Source organism: Streptomyces sp. PL-25 (genome assembly GCF_058344915.1).
Map to the genome: position 1 here is coordinate 4010443 of NZ_CP136997.1, position 16594 is coordinate 4027036.

General features: G+C 69.2%; 11 protein-coding genes and 2 rRNA genes. 6 read left to right on the forward strand and 7 right to left on the reverse strand.

From position 1 onward, the window contains the following. Positions 1–3 precede the first annotated feature (3 nt). The 3 genes from R4Z62_RS18090 (at position 4) to R4Z62_RS18100 (ending at position 3976) form a co-directional block, all read left to right on the forward strand. Positions 4–3124, forward strand: a 23S ribosomal RNA gene (locus R4Z62_RS18090). Positions 3125–3212: 88 nt separating this feature from the next. Further along, positions 3213–3329, forward strand: a 5S ribosomal RNA gene (gene rrf / locus R4Z62_RS18095). Between the two features lie 68 nt (positions 3330–3397). After that, on the forward strand, positions 3398–3976 hold the full coding sequence (locus tag R4Z62_RS18100) for a GNAT family N-acetyltransferase (protein WP_389463291.1): 579 nt from the start codon (positions 3398–3400) through the stop codon (positions 3974–3976). Positions 3977–3988: 12 nt separating this feature from the next. On the opposite strand, the gene R4Z62_RS18105 is transcribed toward R4Z62_RS18100, so the two are convergent. From R4Z62_RS18105 to R4Z62_RS18130, 6 genes are all read right to left on the reverse strand, one after another. Continuing rightward, complete coding sequence (locus R4Z62_RS18105) at positions 3989–5587, reverse strand: TraM recognition domain-containing protein (RefSeq protein WP_491520346.1); 1599 nt, start codon at positions 5585–5587, stop codon at positions 3989–3991. A 28-nt stretch (positions 5588–5615) separates the two neighbouring features. After that, positions 5616–7043, reverse strand: coding sequence for an ATP-binding protein (locus R4Z62_RS18110; RefSeq protein ID WP_064533896.1), 1428 nt, complete (start codon positions 7041–7043; stop codon positions 5616–5618). Between the two features lie 14 nt (positions 7044–7057). Then, entirely contained in the window at positions 7058–8617 is a 1560-nt protein-coding gene (locus R4Z62_RS18115; protein WP_064533895.1) for an SCO6880 family protein, read from the reverse strand. Further along, positions 8614–9969 carry a hypothetical protein gene (locus tag R4Z62_RS18120; RefSeq protein ID WP_385499609.1) on the reverse strand — a complete coding sequence of 452 codons (1356 nt, stop codon included), beginning with the start codon at positions 9967–9969 and terminating at the stop codon, positions 8614–8616. The genes R4Z62_RS18115 and R4Z62_RS18120 overlap by 4 nt, the downstream gene beginning before the upstream one ends. Continuing rightward, positions 9959–10816 carry a DUF8175 domain-containg protein gene (locus tag R4Z62_RS18125; protein ID WP_491520347.1) on the reverse strand — a complete coding sequence of 286 codons (858 nt, stop codon included), beginning with the start codon at positions 10814–10816 and terminating at the stop codon, positions 9959–9961. Before R4Z62_RS18125 ends, R4Z62_RS18120 begins: the two co-directional genes overlap by 11 nt. Positions 10817–11070: 254 nt before the next feature. Beyond that, on the reverse strand, positions 11071–11379 hold the full coding sequence (locus tag R4Z62_RS18130) for a DUF8827 family protein (protein WP_014673544.1): 309 nt from the start codon (positions 11377–11379) through the stop codon (positions 11071–11073). A 470-nt stretch (positions 11380–11849) separates the two neighbouring features. Here R4Z62_RS18130 and R4Z62_RS18135 point away from each other — a divergent pair, with 470 nt between their 5' ends. The 3 genes from R4Z62_RS18135 (at position 11850) to R4Z62_RS18145 (ending at position 14859) form a co-directional block, all read left to right on the forward strand. Beyond that, the gene (locus tag R4Z62_RS18135) at positions 11850–12647 is read left to right on the forward strand and encodes a trypsin-like serine peptidase (RefSeq protein WP_389602100.1); all 798 of its coding nucleotides are present in this window, start codon (positions 11850–11852) and stop codon (positions 12645–12647) included. Positions 12648–12900: 253 nt separating this feature from the next. Beyond that, a complete protein-coding gene (locus R4Z62_RS18140) occupies positions 12901–13902 on the forward strand; it encodes a C40 family peptidase (RefSeq protein ID WP_491520348.1) in 1002 nt (333 codons plus the stop codon). A 252-nt stretch (positions 13903–14154) separates the two neighbouring features. Further along, positions 14155–14859 (forward strand): phosphatase PAP2 family protein, encoded by a 705-nt coding sequence (locus R4Z62_RS18145; RefSeq protein WP_064533890.1) that lies wholly within the window; start codon positions 14155–14157, stop codon positions 14857–14859. A gap of 53 nt (positions 14860–14912) precedes the next feature. Here the strand turns inward: R4Z62_RS18145 and R4Z62_RS18150 are convergent, their stop codons facing one another. After that, complete coding sequence (locus R4Z62_RS18150) at positions 14913–16508, reverse strand: FAD-binding oxidoreductase (protein WP_491520349.1); 1596 nt, start codon at positions 16506–16508, stop codon at positions 14913–14915. Between the last annotated feature and the right edge of the window lie 86 nt (positions 16509–16594).

Below are 16594 nucleotides of genomic sequence, written 5' to 3' on the forward strand. Positions count from 1 at the left end.
TGTGGCCAAGTTTTTAAGGGCGCACGGTGGATGCCTTGGCACCAGGAACCGATGAAGGACGTGGGAGGCCACGATAGTCCCCGGGGAGTCGTCAACCAGGCTTTGATCCGGGGGTTTCCGAATGGGGAAACCCGGCAGTCGTCATGGGCTGTCACCCGCTGCTGAACACATAGGCAGTGTGGAGGGAACGCGGGGAAGTGAAACATCTCAGTACCCGCAGGAAGAGAAAACAACCGTGATTCCGGGAGTAGTGGCGAGCGAAACCGGATGAGGCCAAACCGTATGCGTGTGAGACCCGGCAGGGGTTGCGTATGCGGGGTTGTGGGATCTCTCTTCTACGGTCTGCCGGCCGTGGGACGAGTGAGAAACCGTTGATGTAGGCGAAGGACATGCGAAAGGTCCGGCGTAGAGGGTAAGACCCCCGTAGTCGAAACATTAGCGGCTCGTTTGAGAGACACCCAAGTAGCACGGGGCCCGAGAAATCCCGTGTGAATCTGGCGGGACCACCCGCTAAGCCTAAATATTCCCTGGTGACCGATAGCGGATAGTACCGTGAGGGAATGGTGAAAAGTACCCCGGGAGGGGAGTGAAATAGTACCTGAAACCGTGTGCCTACAAGCCGTGGGAGCGTCGGATGCAGCTTGCTGTATCTCGTGACTGCGTGCCTTTTGAAGAATGAGCCTGCGAGTTTGCGGTGTGTTGCGAGGTTAACCCGTTGTGGGGTAGCCGTAGCGAAAGCGAGTCCGAACAGGGCGGTGGAGTAGCACGCTCAAGACCCGAAGCGGAGTGATCTAGCCATGGGCAGGTTGAAGCGGAGGTAAGACTTCGTGGAGGACCGAACCCACCAGGGTTGAAAACCTGGGGGATGACCTGTGGTTAGGGGTGAAAGGCCAATCAAACTCCGTGATAGCTGGTTCTCCCCGAAATGCATTTAGGTGCAGCGTCGTGTGTTTCTTGCCGGAGGTAGAGCACTGGATAGGCGATGGGCCCTACCGGGTTACTGACCTTAGCCAAACTCCGAATGCCGGTAAGTGAGAGCGCGGCAGTGAGACTGTGGGGGATAAGCTCCATGGTCGAGAGGGAAACAGCCCAGAGCATCGACTAAGGCCCCTAAGCGTACGCTAAGTGGGAAAGGATGTGGAGTCGCAGAGACAACCAGGAGGTTGGCTTAGAAGCAGCCACCCTTGAAAGAGTGCGTAATAGCTCACTGGTCTAGTGATTCCGCGCCGACAATGTAGCGGGGCTCAAGCGTACCGCCGAAGTCGTGTCATTGCAGCATGTACGCCCAACGGCGGCTGTGATGGGTAGGGGAGCGTCGTCTGCCGGGTGAAGCGGCACTGGAAGGTAGTCGTGGACGGTTGACGAGTGAGAATGCAGGCATGAGTAGCGATTCACACGTGAGAAACGTGTGCGCCGATTGACTAAGGGTTCCTGGGTCAAGCTGATCTGCCCAGGGTAAGTCGGGACCTAAGGCGAGGCCGACAGGCGTAGTCGATGGATAACCGGTTGATATTCCGGTACCCGCTGTGAAGCGTCAAACATCGAGCATCGTGATGCTAAGGCCGTGAAGCCGCCCTGATCTCTTCGGAGTTGAGGGGAGTGGTGGAGCCGCTGAACCGAGCGGTTAGTAGGTGAGTGATGGGGTGACGCAGGAAGGTAGTCCATCCCGGGCGGTGGTTGTCCCGGGGTAAGGGTGTAGGACGGTGTGTAGGTAAATCCGCATGCCATGTGTCTGAGACCTGATGCCGAGCCGATTGTGGTGAAGTGGATGATCCTATGCTGTCGAGAAAAGCCTCTAGCGAGTTTCATGGCGGCCCGTACCCTAAACCGACTCAGGTGGTCAGGTAGAGAATACCGAGGCGTTCGGGTGAACTATGGTTAAGGAACTCGGCAAAATGCCCCCGTAACTTCGGGAGAAGGGGGGCCATGTCTGGTGATCGGATTTTCTCCGTGAGCTGGGTGTGGCCGCAGAGACCAGCGAGAAGCGACTGTTTACTAAAAACACAGGTCCGTGCGAAGCCGTAAGGCGATGTATACGGACTGACGCCTGCCCGGTGCTGGAACGTTAAGGGGACCGGTTAGCTCCATTTCGGTGGGGCGAAGCTGAGAACTTAAGCGCCAGTAAACGGCGGTGGTAACTATAACCATCCTAAGGTAGCGAAATTCCTTGTCGGGTAAGTTCCGACCTGCACGAATGGCGTAACGACTTCTCGACTGTCTCAACCATAGGCCCGGTGAAATTGCACTACGAGTAAAGATGCTCGTTTCGCGCAGCAGGACGGAAAGACCCCGGGACCTTTACTACAGTTTGATATTGGTGTTCGGTTCGGCTTGTGTAGGATAGCTGGGAGACTTTGAAGCGTGCACGCCAGTGTGTGTGGAGTCGTCGTTGAAATACCAGTCTGGTCGTGCTGGATGTCTAACCTGGGTCCGTGATCCGGATCAGGGACAGTGTCTGATGGGTAGTTTAACTGGGGCGGTTGCCTCCTAAAGGGTAACGGAGGCGCCCAAAGGTTCCCTCAGCCTGGTTGGTAATCAGGTGTTGAGTGTAAGTGCACAAGGGAGCTTGACTGTGAGACCGACGGGTCGAGCAGGGACGAAAGTCGGGACTAGTGATCCGGCGGTGGCTTGTGGAAGCGCCGTCGCTCAACGGATAAAAGGTACCCCGGGGATAACAGGCTGATCTTCCCCAAGAGTCCATATCGACGGGATGGTTTGGCACCTCGATGTCGGCTCGTCGCATCCTGGGGCTGGAGTCGGTCCCAAGGGTTGGGCTGTTCGCCCATTAAAGCGGTACGCGAGCTGGGTTTAGAACGTCGTGAGACAGTTCGGTCCCTATCCGCTGTGCGCGTAGGAGTCTTGAGAAGGGCTGTCCCTAGTACGAGAGGACCGGGACGGACGAACCTCTGGTGTGCCAGTTGTTCTGCCAAGGGCATGGCTGGTTGGCTACGTTCGGGAGGGATAACCGCTGAAAGCATCTAAGCGGGAAGCCTGCTTCGAGATGAGGGCTCCCACCCACTTGATGGGGTAAGGCTCCCAGTAGACGACTGGGTTGATAGGCCGGATCTGGAAGCACGGTAACGTGTGGAGGTGACCGGTACTAATAGGCCGAGGGCTTGTCCTCAGTTGCTCGCGTCCACTGTGTTGGTTCTGAAACCACGAACAACCCCATGCCAGGTCACGGCGTGGTGCGGTTGATTGTTTCATAGTGTTTCGGTGGTCATAGCGTGAGGGAAACGCCCGGTTACATTCCGAACCCGGAAGCTAAGCCTTACAGCGCCGATGGTACTGCAGGGGGGACCCTGTGGGAGAGTAGGACACCGCCGAACAATCATTCAGAAAAGGCCCACACCTCACGGTGTGGGCCTTTTCTTTTGTCTGCATTACCGTAGGCCCCATGAGCACCTCCGACAGGGTCGACAAGCACGACGAGAAGTACCTGGTCCGCGCCATACGCGCCGACGAGTGGCCGGCCGTGAAGGCACTGCGGCTGGAGGCGCTCCAGGACCCGGTGGCGCACCTCGCCTTCCTGGAGACGTACGAGGAGGCCGTGGAGCGGCCCGACTCGTTCTGGCGGGAGCGGGCGGCCGGGGCCGCCGAAGGGTCCACCGAGGTACGGCAGTTCATCGCCGAGGCACCGGACGGGACCTGGGTCGGATCGGTCACCCTGCTCATGGAGGAGGCCGGTACGACCGACTGGGCCGGGTTCCCGATCGAGCGGCGCCAGGGACATCTCGTGGGCGTGTACGTACGGCCCGAGCACCGGGGGTGCGGGCTCACGGAGGTGCTGTTCGACGAGGCGCTGCGCTGGGCCTGGGAGATCGGTGCGGAGCGGGTGCGGCTGATCGTCCACGAGGAGAACGGCCGGGCCCAGCGCTTCTACCGCAGGGTCGGCTTCCTGCCGACCGGCCGGACGGTCCCGCTGGCCTCCGCCCCCGACGCGAACGAGCTGGAGTACGTCCTCGAACGCCCCTGAACGGCCGTGAGGTCAGGCCGAGAGTTCGTCGTGCGGCCAGCGGGCGCGGGCCTGTTCGCGGGAGCGGATGAGGGCCAGCGTCGGCAGGCCGCGGTCGGCGCCGTGGGCCAGCAGCTCGGGGAGCTGGGGCAGCGGGGCGACGGCCGCCACGTCGTCGAGGACGAGCGTGAGTGGTGGGTCGAGCCGACCGGAGGATGACCGTTCGGCCATGCGCCGGCCGCGCTCGACCACGCTTGCGGCGAGTGCCGTGAGGAGGGGCATGGCACCCGGGTTGGTACGGGGATCCTCGATGGATTCCCCCACCACGTAAAGCGTTCCCCCTTCATTGACGAAGGAATCCAAGGCGACCGCATCATTTCGGTGCGGTGTGCACGCCTCGCGGATGTTCACCGTGGAGAGGGCGGCGAGGGCGCGGCCGGTCAGCTCCTGGGCCTGGTCGCGGCGGTCGGGGTGCGCGGTGAGCGCGGCCTCCAGTTCGCCCGCCGAGCCGGTCGCGGCCTTCGGGTTGGTCCGCAGGATCCGTACGGCTTCCTGGAGTTGGGTGCCCTGCGACCAGCGGTGCACATGACGGACCGTACGGCCGTCGACGGCGGCGGCGTGCAGATAGCAGCGCAGGAGTGTGCGGGCGGTGTCGTTCAGCGTCTGGTCGATCTTCGCGGTGGAGTGGACCGGGGCGAGCAGGGCGCCGGAGCGTGCCACCGCCGTGTCCTTGTCCGCGCAGCCCGACAGGGGCGACCAGTGCAGCCTGGCCGGGGTGTCGCACAGGTGGGCGGGATCGTAGAGGAGGACCGGGCCCAGTTTGGCCCTGGCGTCCTTGGTGTCCTGCCACAGCGCGGGGTCGGACGTGACGACCAGGGCGGGTCCGGCGGCGTCGAGGACCGCCTGCGCGGCCGTCGCCCGGCGGCTCTCCTTCGGCGCCACGACGAGCGTGGGCCGTGCGACGGTCTCCACGGCGGCTTCTACGGCGGTCTCTACGGTCGGCTGCGGCGCTGGCTCGGAGGCTGCCGGTACCGGTACCGGTGCCGGGCGGGATGCCGCCGTGGCCGGCGCAGACGCGGTCTGGGCCGGTGCGGGCGGTCGCACGGCGTCCGGCGGCGCGGGGTGGTGCTGCGGCGGGACCGGTGCGCCGGGGACCTCGTGGGATGCCGGCGCGGGTGCGGCTTCCTGCCAGGGAGCGGCCGTCCCGGACGGGGCGGGAGCCGTCGCCGGGCGGGTGCGGGCGGCCCCGGCCTCGGCGCGCCGCCGGGCCCGGCCCGCGCGCCAGCGCGCGGTCGTGCCGATGGCGAAGACGGTCAGCACGAACAGCACCATCAGCTGGCCGATGAGCAGGCCCCAGAACAGCCCGTATCCCGAGAGGCTGCCGGGCGGGGTGTCGGGCCAGGCGCCGGGGATGTCGTGCGGGTCGGTGGCGAGGTGGCGCATGGCCAGGGGCGTACGGGGGAAGCTGACGCCGGACGGCCAGGAGCCGTGCGTGAACAGCCCGGCCAGACCCGTCGCCGTCCACACCAGCACGGTCATGCCGAGCAGGAAGGCGAGCAGGCCGACCAGCAGGCCGTCCGGGATGCCGCCCTGGCTCCGGCCCCTGCCCGGGGCGCGGTCGTCGGGTCTCACCTGCCTGCCTCTCCTGTGCCACCGTCCCCTATGCCACCGTCGACTCGGAGGAGCCGCCCAGGTCGGGGACGTGCTGTTCCACGAAGGCCGCCGCCCGCTGCTCGGCCTCCAGCTCGGCGGCGCGCAGGGCGTCGTCGGAGGCGAGGCGGTCGTGCGAGGACTCGGTCATGGCGCGGTCGGTGAAGACCAGCGGCCGTTCGGTCTCGGTGATCAGGTGTTTGACGACCTGGACGTTGCCGTTGACGTCCCACACGGCGATGCCCGGGGTGAGGGTGGGGATGATCTCCACCGCCCACCGGGGCAGGCCGAGGACCCGGCCGGTGGCTCTCGCCTCGTCGGCCTTCTGGGCGTAGATCGTCCTGGTGGAGGCCATCTTCAGGATGGCGGCGGCCTCCTTCGCCGCGGCGCCGTCGACCACGTCGGACAGATGGTGGACGACGGCGACGAAGGACAGGCCGAGCCGGCGTCCGAACTTCAGCAGCCGCTGGAACAGCTGCGCCACGAACGGGCTGTTGATGATGTGCCAGGCCTCTTCGACCAGGAAGATGCGCTTCTTGCGGTCGGGGCGGATCCAGGTGTGCTCCAGCCACACGCCGACGATCGCCATGAGAATGGGCATGGCGATGGAGTTGCGGTCGATGTGGGACAGGTCGAACACGATCAGCGGCGCGTCCAGGTCGATGCCGACCGTGGTCGGGCCGTCGAACATGCCGCGCAGGTCGCCGTCGACCAGGCGGTCCAGGACCAGGGCGACGTCCAGGCCCCAGGCCCGGACGTCGTCTGTGGCGACGTTCATCGCCTCCGCCGACTCCGGTTCGGGGTGGCGCAGTTGCTCGACGATGTCGGACAGGACCGGCTGGCGCTGCACGATCGTCTCGTTGACGTAGGCGTGCGCGACCTTGAGGGCGAAGCCGGAGCGCTCGTCCAGGCCATGGCCCATCGCGACCTCGACGATCGTCCGCAGCAGGGCGAGCTGCCCGGTGGTGGTGATCGACGGGTCGAGCGGGTTGAGGCGGATGCCGTGGTTGAGGGCGGCGGTCGGGTCGAGGCGGATGGGAGTTATGCCCAGCTCCTCGGCGATGAGGTTCCACTCGCCGACGCCGTCCTCGCCCTGGGCGTCCAGGACGACGACCTGGCGGTCGCGGAAGCGCAGCTGGCGCAGGACGTACGTCTTCTCCAGGGCCGACTTGCCGTTGCCGGACTCGCCGAGGACCAGCCAGTGCGGGGCGGGGAGCTGCTGGCCGTACAGCTGGAAGGGGTCGTAGATGTAGCCCTTCCCGGAGTACACCTCGCGGCCGATGATGACGCCCGAGTCGCCGAGGCCGGGCGCGGCCGTGGGCAGGTAGACCGCCTGGGCCTGGCCCGTGGAGGTGCGCACCGGCAGCCGGGTCGTCTCGACCTTCCCGAACAGGAAGGACGTGAAGGCGTCCGTGAGTGCGGTCAGCGGGTCCCGCATCAGAGCATCAGCCCCTACCGTCGGATTCCGGTGGCGAACGGGAGCGTGTTCACGAAGGCGCGGTGGTGCTCGCGGTCGCACCACTCCAGCTTCAGGTACGACTTTCCGGCGGAGGCGCGGATGGTCCGCTTGTCGCGGGCCAGGGCCTCGGGGGTGCGGGAGGAGACGGTGATGTAGCCGACGAGGTTGACGCCGGCCGCGCCGCTGGCGAGGTCGTCGCCGCGCTGGTCGAGGCGGTGGTGGGCCTGGACGTCGCGGGGGTCCACGGTGCGGTTCATCTTGGCGGCGCGGCTGGCCTCGGCGACGTCGTTGGTCTTCTCGGTCAGCATGCGCTCGATGGCGACCTCGGTGGGTTCCAGGTCCATGGTGACGGCGACCGTGCGGATCACGTCCGGGGTGTGGACCAGCAGCGGCGCCAGGAAGTTGACGCCGACCGGGGTCATCGGCCACTCCTTGACCCATGCGGTGGCGTGGCACCAGGGCTCGCGGGTCGCGGACTCGCGGGTCTTGGCCTGGAGGAACGTCGGCTCCATGGCGTCCAGCTCGGCCGGCCAGGCGTTGCGCTGGGTCATCGCCTGGATGTGGTCGATCGGGTGGTCCGGGTCGTACATGGAGTGGATCAGCGAGGCGAGGCGGCCCTGGCCGAGCGGCTGGCGCACCCGGATGTCGGCCTCCTGGAGGCGGGAGCAGATGTCGGTCAGCTCGCGGGCCATGACGACGGCGAGCCCGGCGTCGCGGTCGAGCCTGCGGCCCGAGCCGGGGCGGGCGGCGCGGGCCATCGCGTGCGCCTCGGCGGCCAGTTCGCGGCTGAAGTGCATGCAGGCGACGAGGTAGGCGCGGTGCTGCTCGCTGCTGGTGGACACCATGGACTGGAGCTGCTCGTACGATCCCTGGAGCCACTGCGGGGCGCGTTCGTCGCCGCGCTGGGAGACGTCCTTGGCGTGCGCGTCGGGGTCGGCGGGCAGGGTGCGGGCGAGCATCTGGAGGCGGGTGACGAAGCCGTCGCCGTTGGCCACGTGCTTGAGCAGGGTGCCGAACCGGTCGACGAGGGCCTCCTGGTCCTCGGAGTCGCGCAGTCCGACGCCGGGGCCCTCGATCTCGATGGCGGCGGTGACCGTCTTGCGGTCGGCGTGCAGCAGGACGGCGATCTCGTCCGGGCCGAACGGCGCGGCGAGCCAGGTGATCCGGCCGATGCCGGGCGGCGGGCCGATCTCGATCTCCCGGCCGTCGCTGCGGGTGCCGGCCTCCATCACACCGGAGCGGTAGACGGCGCCGCGCTTGACGGTGCGCTTGAAGCTGCGGTTGATCTCGAACCACTTGTAGAAGGTCCGGTGTTTGTAGGGCACGTAGACGGCGGCCAGGGCCAGCAGCGGGAAGCCGGCCAGCAGGACGATGCGCAGGGACAGCACGGGGACGAGGAGTCCGCAGAGCATGCCGAGGGCGGCGCCGGCGATGATCAGTGAGATCTCGCCGGTCTCGCGGTTGCGTCCGACGATGGCGTTCGGCCGGGCGCGGCCGATCAGATATGTACGGCGGGGCGTGACCGCTGGGGACACGTGGGACTCGGTCGTCAACGCCCTTCACCTCCCGTGCGATGGGTGTTGCTGTTGCGGGTGCTGCTGGCGTGGGGGGTGTTCACCGGGCTGGGGGCGCGGGGAGCGGGGGCGGCGGAGGGGACGGAGCCGCCGCTGTCGCCGGCGCGCGAGCCGTGCGCGGCGAAGCCGCCGGCGGTCTGGTTGGCGGGGCGGGGCGCCGAGGCGCCGCCACCGGCCGCGCCGCCGCTGTCGGCCCGGGTGCTGTGGGTCTTGATGCCCTGGGCGACGAGGCTCGCCGGGGAGCTGATGACGGCCGCGGCCTTGCCTTCGGCGCCCTGCATGATGCGGTTGTTGCGGCCGGCGGCGATCTCGTCACCGAAGCCGGGCACGAAGCGGTAGATCATGGCGCTGGCGAAGATGGCGAGCAGGATGATGGCGAGGCCGGAGACGACGGCGGCGAGCGCGTCGGGGCCGTCGTCGGTGGAGAGCGCGCTGGCGAGGCCGAGCACGATGACGATCACCGGCTTGACCAGGATGACGGAGATCATGATGCCCGCCCAGCGGCGGACGTGGCCCCACAGGTTCTTGTCGACGAGCCCGGAGTAGACGACGACGCCGAGCAGGGCGCCGACGTAGAGCAGGATCGCCCGCAGGAACAGCTCCAGGTAGAGCACGCCCGCGGCCAGGATCGAGATGATCGAGACCAGGATCAGCATGATCGGGCCGCCGCCGATGTCGGTGCCCTTGTCCAGGGCGCCGGCGAACGTGCCGAAGAACGTGCCGGTCTGGTCGCCCGTGGCCTTGGCGAGGACGTCGCTGACGCTGTCGGTCGCGGAGACGACCGTGTAGAGGATCAGCGGGGTGAAGGCGGAGGCGAGCACCGTCAGCCAGAGGAAGCCGACGGCTTCCGAGAGCGCGGTGGACAGCGGTACGCCGCGCACGGCCCGCTTGGCGACGGCCAGCAGCCACAGCAGGAGCGTGAGGATGGCCGAGGCGGCGAAGACGATGGCGTACTGCTGGAGGAACTTCTGGTTGGTGAAGTCGACCGCGGCGGTCTCCTGCACCGCCTTGCTGAGCTGCTTGACGGTCCAGGAGGCGGCGTCGGCGCAGCCTTTGGCGAGGGAGGAGAGGGGGTCGAGGGTGGAGGTGGGGTCGGTGGAGATCCCGTTGGACTTGGCAGAGCCGTTGCCCTGGAGGCAGTGCTCCTTGGCGGCGCCCTCGCCGATGAGGTCGCAGATGCCCTTGCCCGAGGGCGACGGAGACGACGACGGCGACGCGGGTGCGCTCGGTGACGGTGGCTCGGCGAACGCCCTCGTGGCCAGCAGGACCAGGCCGGTCTGGACGGCGGCGGCGGCCGCCGTCACCTTCAGGAAGCGGTGGTCAGCGCGCATAGGTGAAGCCTCCGAACTCCTCGACGGCCTTCGTCATGTCGTCGGCGGTGGAGGCCCTCTGGTCGCGCCCGACGGGCACGGGGCCGTCCTTCTGCTGGAAGTCGGTGACCTTCCAGTCGTTGTCGACCCAGGTCAGCTGGTAGGTGGTGGTGTACCAGCTCTCGGTCACGGGGTTGGTCGACGCCTGTCCGGACAGGCCGAAGAGCGAGGTGTACCAGACCTCGACGGTGGCGCCGGTGCCGTTCAGCGAGGTGACCTTGGTGCCGACCGGGACCACGCGGGAGACGAAGGTCTGCCCGGCGGGTGCGGAGCCGTTCTTGCCGAGGCCGATGCTGCTGAGGAACTTCTCGTTCGCGTACGCGCTGTCCAGGTCGGCCTGGCGGCGGGCGGCGGCGTCGGGGGCGTAGACCGAGTTCACGATCCGGTGCCGTGCCGTGGTGTCGAACATCTCCGCCGAGCCCAGGGCCACCGCGTAGTTGGCCGCCGCGCTCTGTGCCCCCTGCTGGTCGTGGGCGAAGCCGGAGGGGAGGCCGGCGGTTCTGGTGGTGACGGGGCGGGTGCCGGTGGGGGCGGTGGCCGCGGCCTCGGCGTGGGCGCCGGAGCCGCCGCGGGAGGCGCTGCCGGAGGATCCGCTGCCGCGGTTCGCGAAGGCGATCGCGGCGATGAGGAGGACGACCACGGCGACCACCGTGACCACTCCGCGCGAGGAGGAGCGGGCGCCGCGGCGGGCGCCGCCGTAGGGGTCGCCCGCCCGGTCGGGGAGTCTGGTGCGGGTCTGGCCGCCGCCGTACGGGTCGCTGTCGGCGCGTGCGGAGTCGCCGTGTCCGTGCTCGTCTCCGAGACTCATGCCCGGTACGCCCCCTCGTCCTTGACCTCGGCCTCGTGGCGGAACGCGTGGAAGTACGACGGTAGTCGCGCTGGTTCCCGCGCAGGCGCGGTGTGGTGACTCGACATCAGGGAAACGCAACCTCGGCCGGTCGGCACGGTGGGTGGGTGGGGGCAACGGGGGCACCGGACGCGCCCGGACGGGACGGCCGGCGGCTGGAACGGCGCACCGTGCGCGGTGTGCGCGGGTGTGCGCCGTCAGATGGGTCGCACGGTCTACACCGCCATGCCGTACACGATGGTGAACAGGGTGCCGAGGGAACCGATGATGAAGACCCCGGTGAGACCGGCGATGATCAGGCCCTTGCCCTGCTCCGCGCTGAAGGTGTCGCGCAGGGCGGTCGCGCCGATCCGCTGCTTGGCGGCGCCCCAGACGGCGATGCCGAGGCAGAGCAGGATGGCCACCGCCATCACGACCTCGATCATCACCTTCGCCTCGTTGCCCAGGCTGCCGAAGGGCCCCCAGTCCGGAGCGATCCCGCCGATGATGGTGTTGATGTCTCCCTTGTCGGCCGCAAAGAGCATGTAAGTCACCGCCCCTGGTGGGTAGTTCCACGGCCTCTGCGGGCACGCAGAGGTCAGGCCTCATTGTCCCTGACAATGCCGCCCGCGGATGTCGACTTGGCGCCATCGGCTGGCGAGTTTCGTACGTATGGTCACTCTGTGTATCACGGCAGGTAACGCCGGGCAATGAGGTCGTACCGGAACCTGTGGTGTGGTTCCGTCGTTGTCACTTTTCGTCACTTTTGCGTCCCGGCACGGTTTCTGACGGCCGGTCGGGTGAAGCGGACGTTCCGATGGTCTCACGGTCCGGGCCGGCCGGGGTGCGGTACTCCCGCGTGCGCGCTGCGCGGGCGTACGTGTGCGCGGTAAGAGCGGGCGGTGGGACAAGCCGGGCGATGCGGGGCAGAGTGTGCGGTGAACGGGGGTTTCACAGGAAAATCTCAGCGAAGTCGGGATCCCTTTCTCACCTTCTTGAGACACAGTGGTGACCGATGAAGCGCACCTCAGGTATCCCGAGCCCCGTACATCACGGACGCCCGCGTGCCCGCGCCCGCAACCAGGCGCTGTTCGTGGGCCTGATGCTGATCGCCGTGACGTCCGCCTCCGTGGCGGCGGCGGACGACGGCCAGGGGCCGTTGGGGGTGACCGCCGTCGCCTCGGTGACCCCGTTGAGCGCGCGCGTCGGCGCGCTGTTCGACGCCGGTGACGCGGGCGCGCTGCGCGGCCGGCACTTCTGCACCGCCTCGGTGGTGCACAGCCCGGACCGCGACCTCATCCTCACCGCCGCCCACTGCCTGGCCGACGACACCGACCTCGTCTTCGTGCCCGGCTACCGGGACGGGGAGGCGCCCTACGGGAAGTGGAAGGTCGAGAAGCGCTTCCTGCCCGGCGGCTGGACCAAGGGCGAGGACGAGGACAGCGACCTGGCCTTCGCCGTACTGGCCCCGCTGGACGGGCAGGAGATCGAGGACCGGGTCGGGGGCAATCGTTTCGCCGCCGGTACGGCGACCGGTGCCACCGCCGTGACCGTCACCGGCTACCCCGACTCCGCCGAGGAGCCCATCAGCTGCCTCAACCGGCCCAGCGAGCACAGCAGTACCCAGCAGCGCATCGACTGCCCCGAGTTCACCAGCGGCACCAGCGGCAGCCCGTGGGTCAACCGGCGCCGTGAGGTCGTCGGGGTGCTCGGCGGTCATGAGATGGGCGGGTCCACGGCGGACACGTCCTACAGCGTCGCCTTCGGCACCGAGGCCGCCGAACTCTACCGGGACGCCGCGGGCGATCCCTGAAGGACGCGCCGCGGCCCCTGGCCGCTGGGCCGGCCCAGGTAGACGCCCGGCGGGAGCGGACCGGAGCAGATGCCCGGCGGGAGCGGGCCGGAGTCGTCCGGGGCAGCTGAGGGGGGCAGCCGGGGAAGCCGGGGCGGGAGTGGGGTACAGGCGGTTTTCGGCCTGTTTTCGGCGTGTGTGATCACCCCGGAAACGGGCGCCGCGCCTCTAATATGTCCCCAGCGGACTCCTGGGCGGCGAGGGGTGGTTGACGGTGCGTAGGGCATGGGTCGTGGGGATCGCCGCCGTCAGTTCCGTGCTCGCCTTCGTGCTGGCACTCGTCGTCGGGGTGTACCTCACCGCCGGGAACCTGGCGGGCGGCATCGGCCGCGGGGCCGTCGGGCTCGCCAAGGGCGCCGTCCCGGCCGCCTACAGCAGCCTCGTGCAGAAGTGGGGCAACCTCTGTCCCGCCATCAACCCGGCGCTGCTGGCGGCCCAGTTGTACCAGGAGAGCGGCTTCAACCCGAACGCCCGGAGCGCGGCGGCGGCCGAGGGCATAGCGCAGTTCATCCCCGGCACCTGGGCCACCCACGGCGTGGACGGCGACGGCGACGGCAAGCGGGACGTCTGGGACCCGGACGACGCGATCCCCTCGGCCGCGTCCTACGACTGCGAACTCGCCGGTTACGTGAAGAGCGTGCCCGGTGACGCCACGCACAACATGCTCGCCGCCTACAACGCGGGCGCGGACGCGGTCATCAGGTACGGGGGCGTACCGCCGTACTCCGAGACGCGGAACTATGTGAAGACGATCACGACGCTGGCGCAGAGCTTCGCGGCGCCGGTGGCGCGAATCGATCCCTCCGAGCAGGCGGCGGGAGCCATCTCCTACGCGCAGAGCAAGCTGGGCACGCCGTATCTGTGGGGCGGCGAGGGGACCGCGGCGCAGGGCGGGCGGTTCGACTGCTCGGGGCTGACGCAGGCCGCGTACCACAGCGTGGGGATCACGCTGCCGCGCGTCGCCAACGACCAGTACAACGCCGGGCCGCACCCGACGCGGGAGGAACTGCTCCCGGGCGATCTGGTCTTCTTCTCCGACGATCTGACCAACTCGCGGGCCATCCGGCACGTGGGCATCTACGTCGGCGGCGGCTACATGATCGACGCGCCGCGGACCGGCGCCGTGATCCGCTTCGACCCGATCGACACCCCCGACTACTTCGGCGCCACCCGGGTCACCGAAGATGGCGCGAAAGCACTCCCCGTCACGGCGTGAACCCAGCGTGAACCTGCCCCCTGAGCTGCGGTGATGAGTCTCTCTTCGGTAACGTCTGCGTGATCTTTCGGTGGAGTGTGGAACGTATGAATCGAGGTCGTGCGTTCCTGTTGACGTAGCCCGGCGGATGTCTGACGGAGCACGCGTCACGCACGCGTGCCGGCGGCGGAGGCGGACCTACGACCACGGGGGTGGCAGGAGCGGCGCACGCAGGGTGCGGCCGGAGGGACACGACGAAGGGGCCGCAGCACGATGGCTGGACTCGCCGAATCCGGGTCGAACCCCGACGTCGACCTGCTCTACGACATCAACGGCCTCGCCAAGGACGCGCCGCACTGGTTCGACCGGACCATGGAGTTCGTCGGGGAGTACGGGCTGCTGCTGGCCATGGTGCTGCTGGTGGTCTGGTGCTGGTGGTCGGTGCGGCGGCGGGGCGGGCCGGACGCCGCACCGACCGTGGCCGCGCTGGTGTGGGCGCCGCTCGCGGCCGGCCTCGCGGTCCTGGTGAACGTGCCGATCCGGGGCTTCGTGGAGCGGCGCCGGCCCTTCCTGGACCACCAGGGCCTCGATGTGCTCGTGCCGGGCAAGACCGACTTCTCCTTCGTGAGCGACCACGCGACGCTCACCATGGCGATGGGCGCCGCGCTGTTCGTGGCCGACCGGCGGTTCGGTCTGGCCGGGATCGGGCTCGCGCTGCTGGAGGGGTTCTGCCGGGTGTACATGGGCGTGCACTACCCGACCGACGTGGTCGGCGGGTTCGCGCTCGGTACGGCGGTCGCGCTGCTGCTGTCCCCGGTCGCGACGGCGCTGCTCACTCCGGTGCTGCGGGCGGTCGAGGGGACGCGCTGGGGCGGCTGGCTGGTGCGCGGGCGCCGGGACACCGGGGTGAACCCGGTGCTGCCCGGGGCGCGCGGCGAGGAGCACGCCTCGGCGCAGGAACGGGACCTCGCGGCGTAGGACCTGTCCGGCCGCGGCCGCGGCTGCGGCCGGGCCGGTGGCCGTCGCCACCGCTACAGGCTCTGCGGGGACGAGAAGAAGCGGTCCGGGTCGTACTGCTGCTTCACCTTCACCAGGCGGTCCGCCGCGTCGCCGTAGTAGGCCGTGCGCCAGTCCGTCAGGGACGGGTCGGTGTAGTTCTGGTACGCGGCTCCGGAGGCGTGGGGGCGCATCGCGCCGTGCGCGGCGGTGAGCCATGACCGGGCCGCCGTGCCCGGGGTCCCGGGGGTCCAGGACGCGATGTACTGGGCGAGCATGCGGGAACGCCGGTGCACGAAGGCGGTCGCGGTGGGGGAGACCCGGTTGACGGCGCCGCCGAGCGCGGTGAACGCGACGCTGCCGGGGCCGCCGGTGACCGCCTCCACCTGGGCCAGCAGGGTCTGGACGGCGGCCGGGGAGAGCGAGCGGTCGAAGAAGTCCGAGCGGGCCGCGTAGGTCTCCCGGCCGAGTGCGCCCTGCGGGGAGCGGCCCGGGGCGGCGCCGGGCAGATGGCACTGGGGTTCGGCGGCGAAGGACGAGCAGCCCGCGTAGGACTCCATGGCGCCCTCGTAGGAGTGGCGGTTGAGCGAGACGCCCGACGCCGCGCCGCAGCGGTCGGCCAGGCGGTCCACCGCGTTCTGCAGCTCGCCGTAGGTGCCCAGCGAGAAGGCGGCCACGGACACCTTCGGGGCGCCGCCCGGGGTGTTCTCCAGATGCAGCGAGGACCAGATCTCGTCCGGCTGGTCCGGACCCCACTCCTGCCAGGCCCGCACCACGCCGGCCGCCCGCGCCCACGGCCAGCTCAGATACGCGGAGACCGCCTGGGGCGCGGGGTGGGTGCGGAAGCGCAGCTCGGTGACGACGCCGAAGTTGCCGTTGCCCGCGCCGCGCAGCGCCCAGAACAGGTCCGGGTTCTCGGCGGCGTCCGCGGTGAGCTGCCGGCCGTCGGCCGTGACCAGGGTGGCCTGGGTCAGGCTGTCGCAGGTCAGGCCGTAGGCGCGGGAGACGACGCCGTGGCCGCCGCCCAGGACGAGGCCGGAGACGCCCACGGTCGGGCAGGAGCCGGCCGGTATGGTCACGCCCTTCGCGGCGAGTGCCCGGTAGACGTCGATGAGCTTGGCGCCGGCGCCGACCACCGCCGAGGTGCCGCTCGCCCGGACCGCGGCGAGCTGCGACACGTCGACGATCAGGCGGCCGTCGCCGGAGGACCAGCCCGCGTAGGAGTGGCCGCCGTTGCGGATCGCCACGCGCAGCCGGTGGGCGCGGGCGTAGGAGAGGGCCGTACGGATGTCGTCGGGGTGTGCCACGTAGGCGACGGCGGCGGGCCGCAGGCTGTCGAAGCGGGTGTTGTAGAGCCGGTGGGCCGTGGTCCAGCCGGTGTCGCCGGGGCGGACCAGGGTGCCGTCGAGGGACCGGGCGAGCGCGGACCAGTCGGCGGGGGCGGGGGTGCCGGTCGTCCGGGTGCCGGTCGCGGGGGCCGGGGCCGCCGTGCCCCGCCCGGTGCCGGTGCCGGTGCCGGTGCCGCCGGGCGCCCGGGGCGCCGCTCCGTCGCCACCGCCGCCGCTGCACGAGGCCGTGGCGAAGGCCGCGACCACCGCCGCGCCGCCCGCCATGAACCCACGTCGTTCCATGCTCCGCGCCTCTCGTCAGCCCCCCGGAACCGAGACGAGCGCGAGGGGCCGGAGGGTTCCCTCGCGGGGGCGTGCACAGGAGCCTG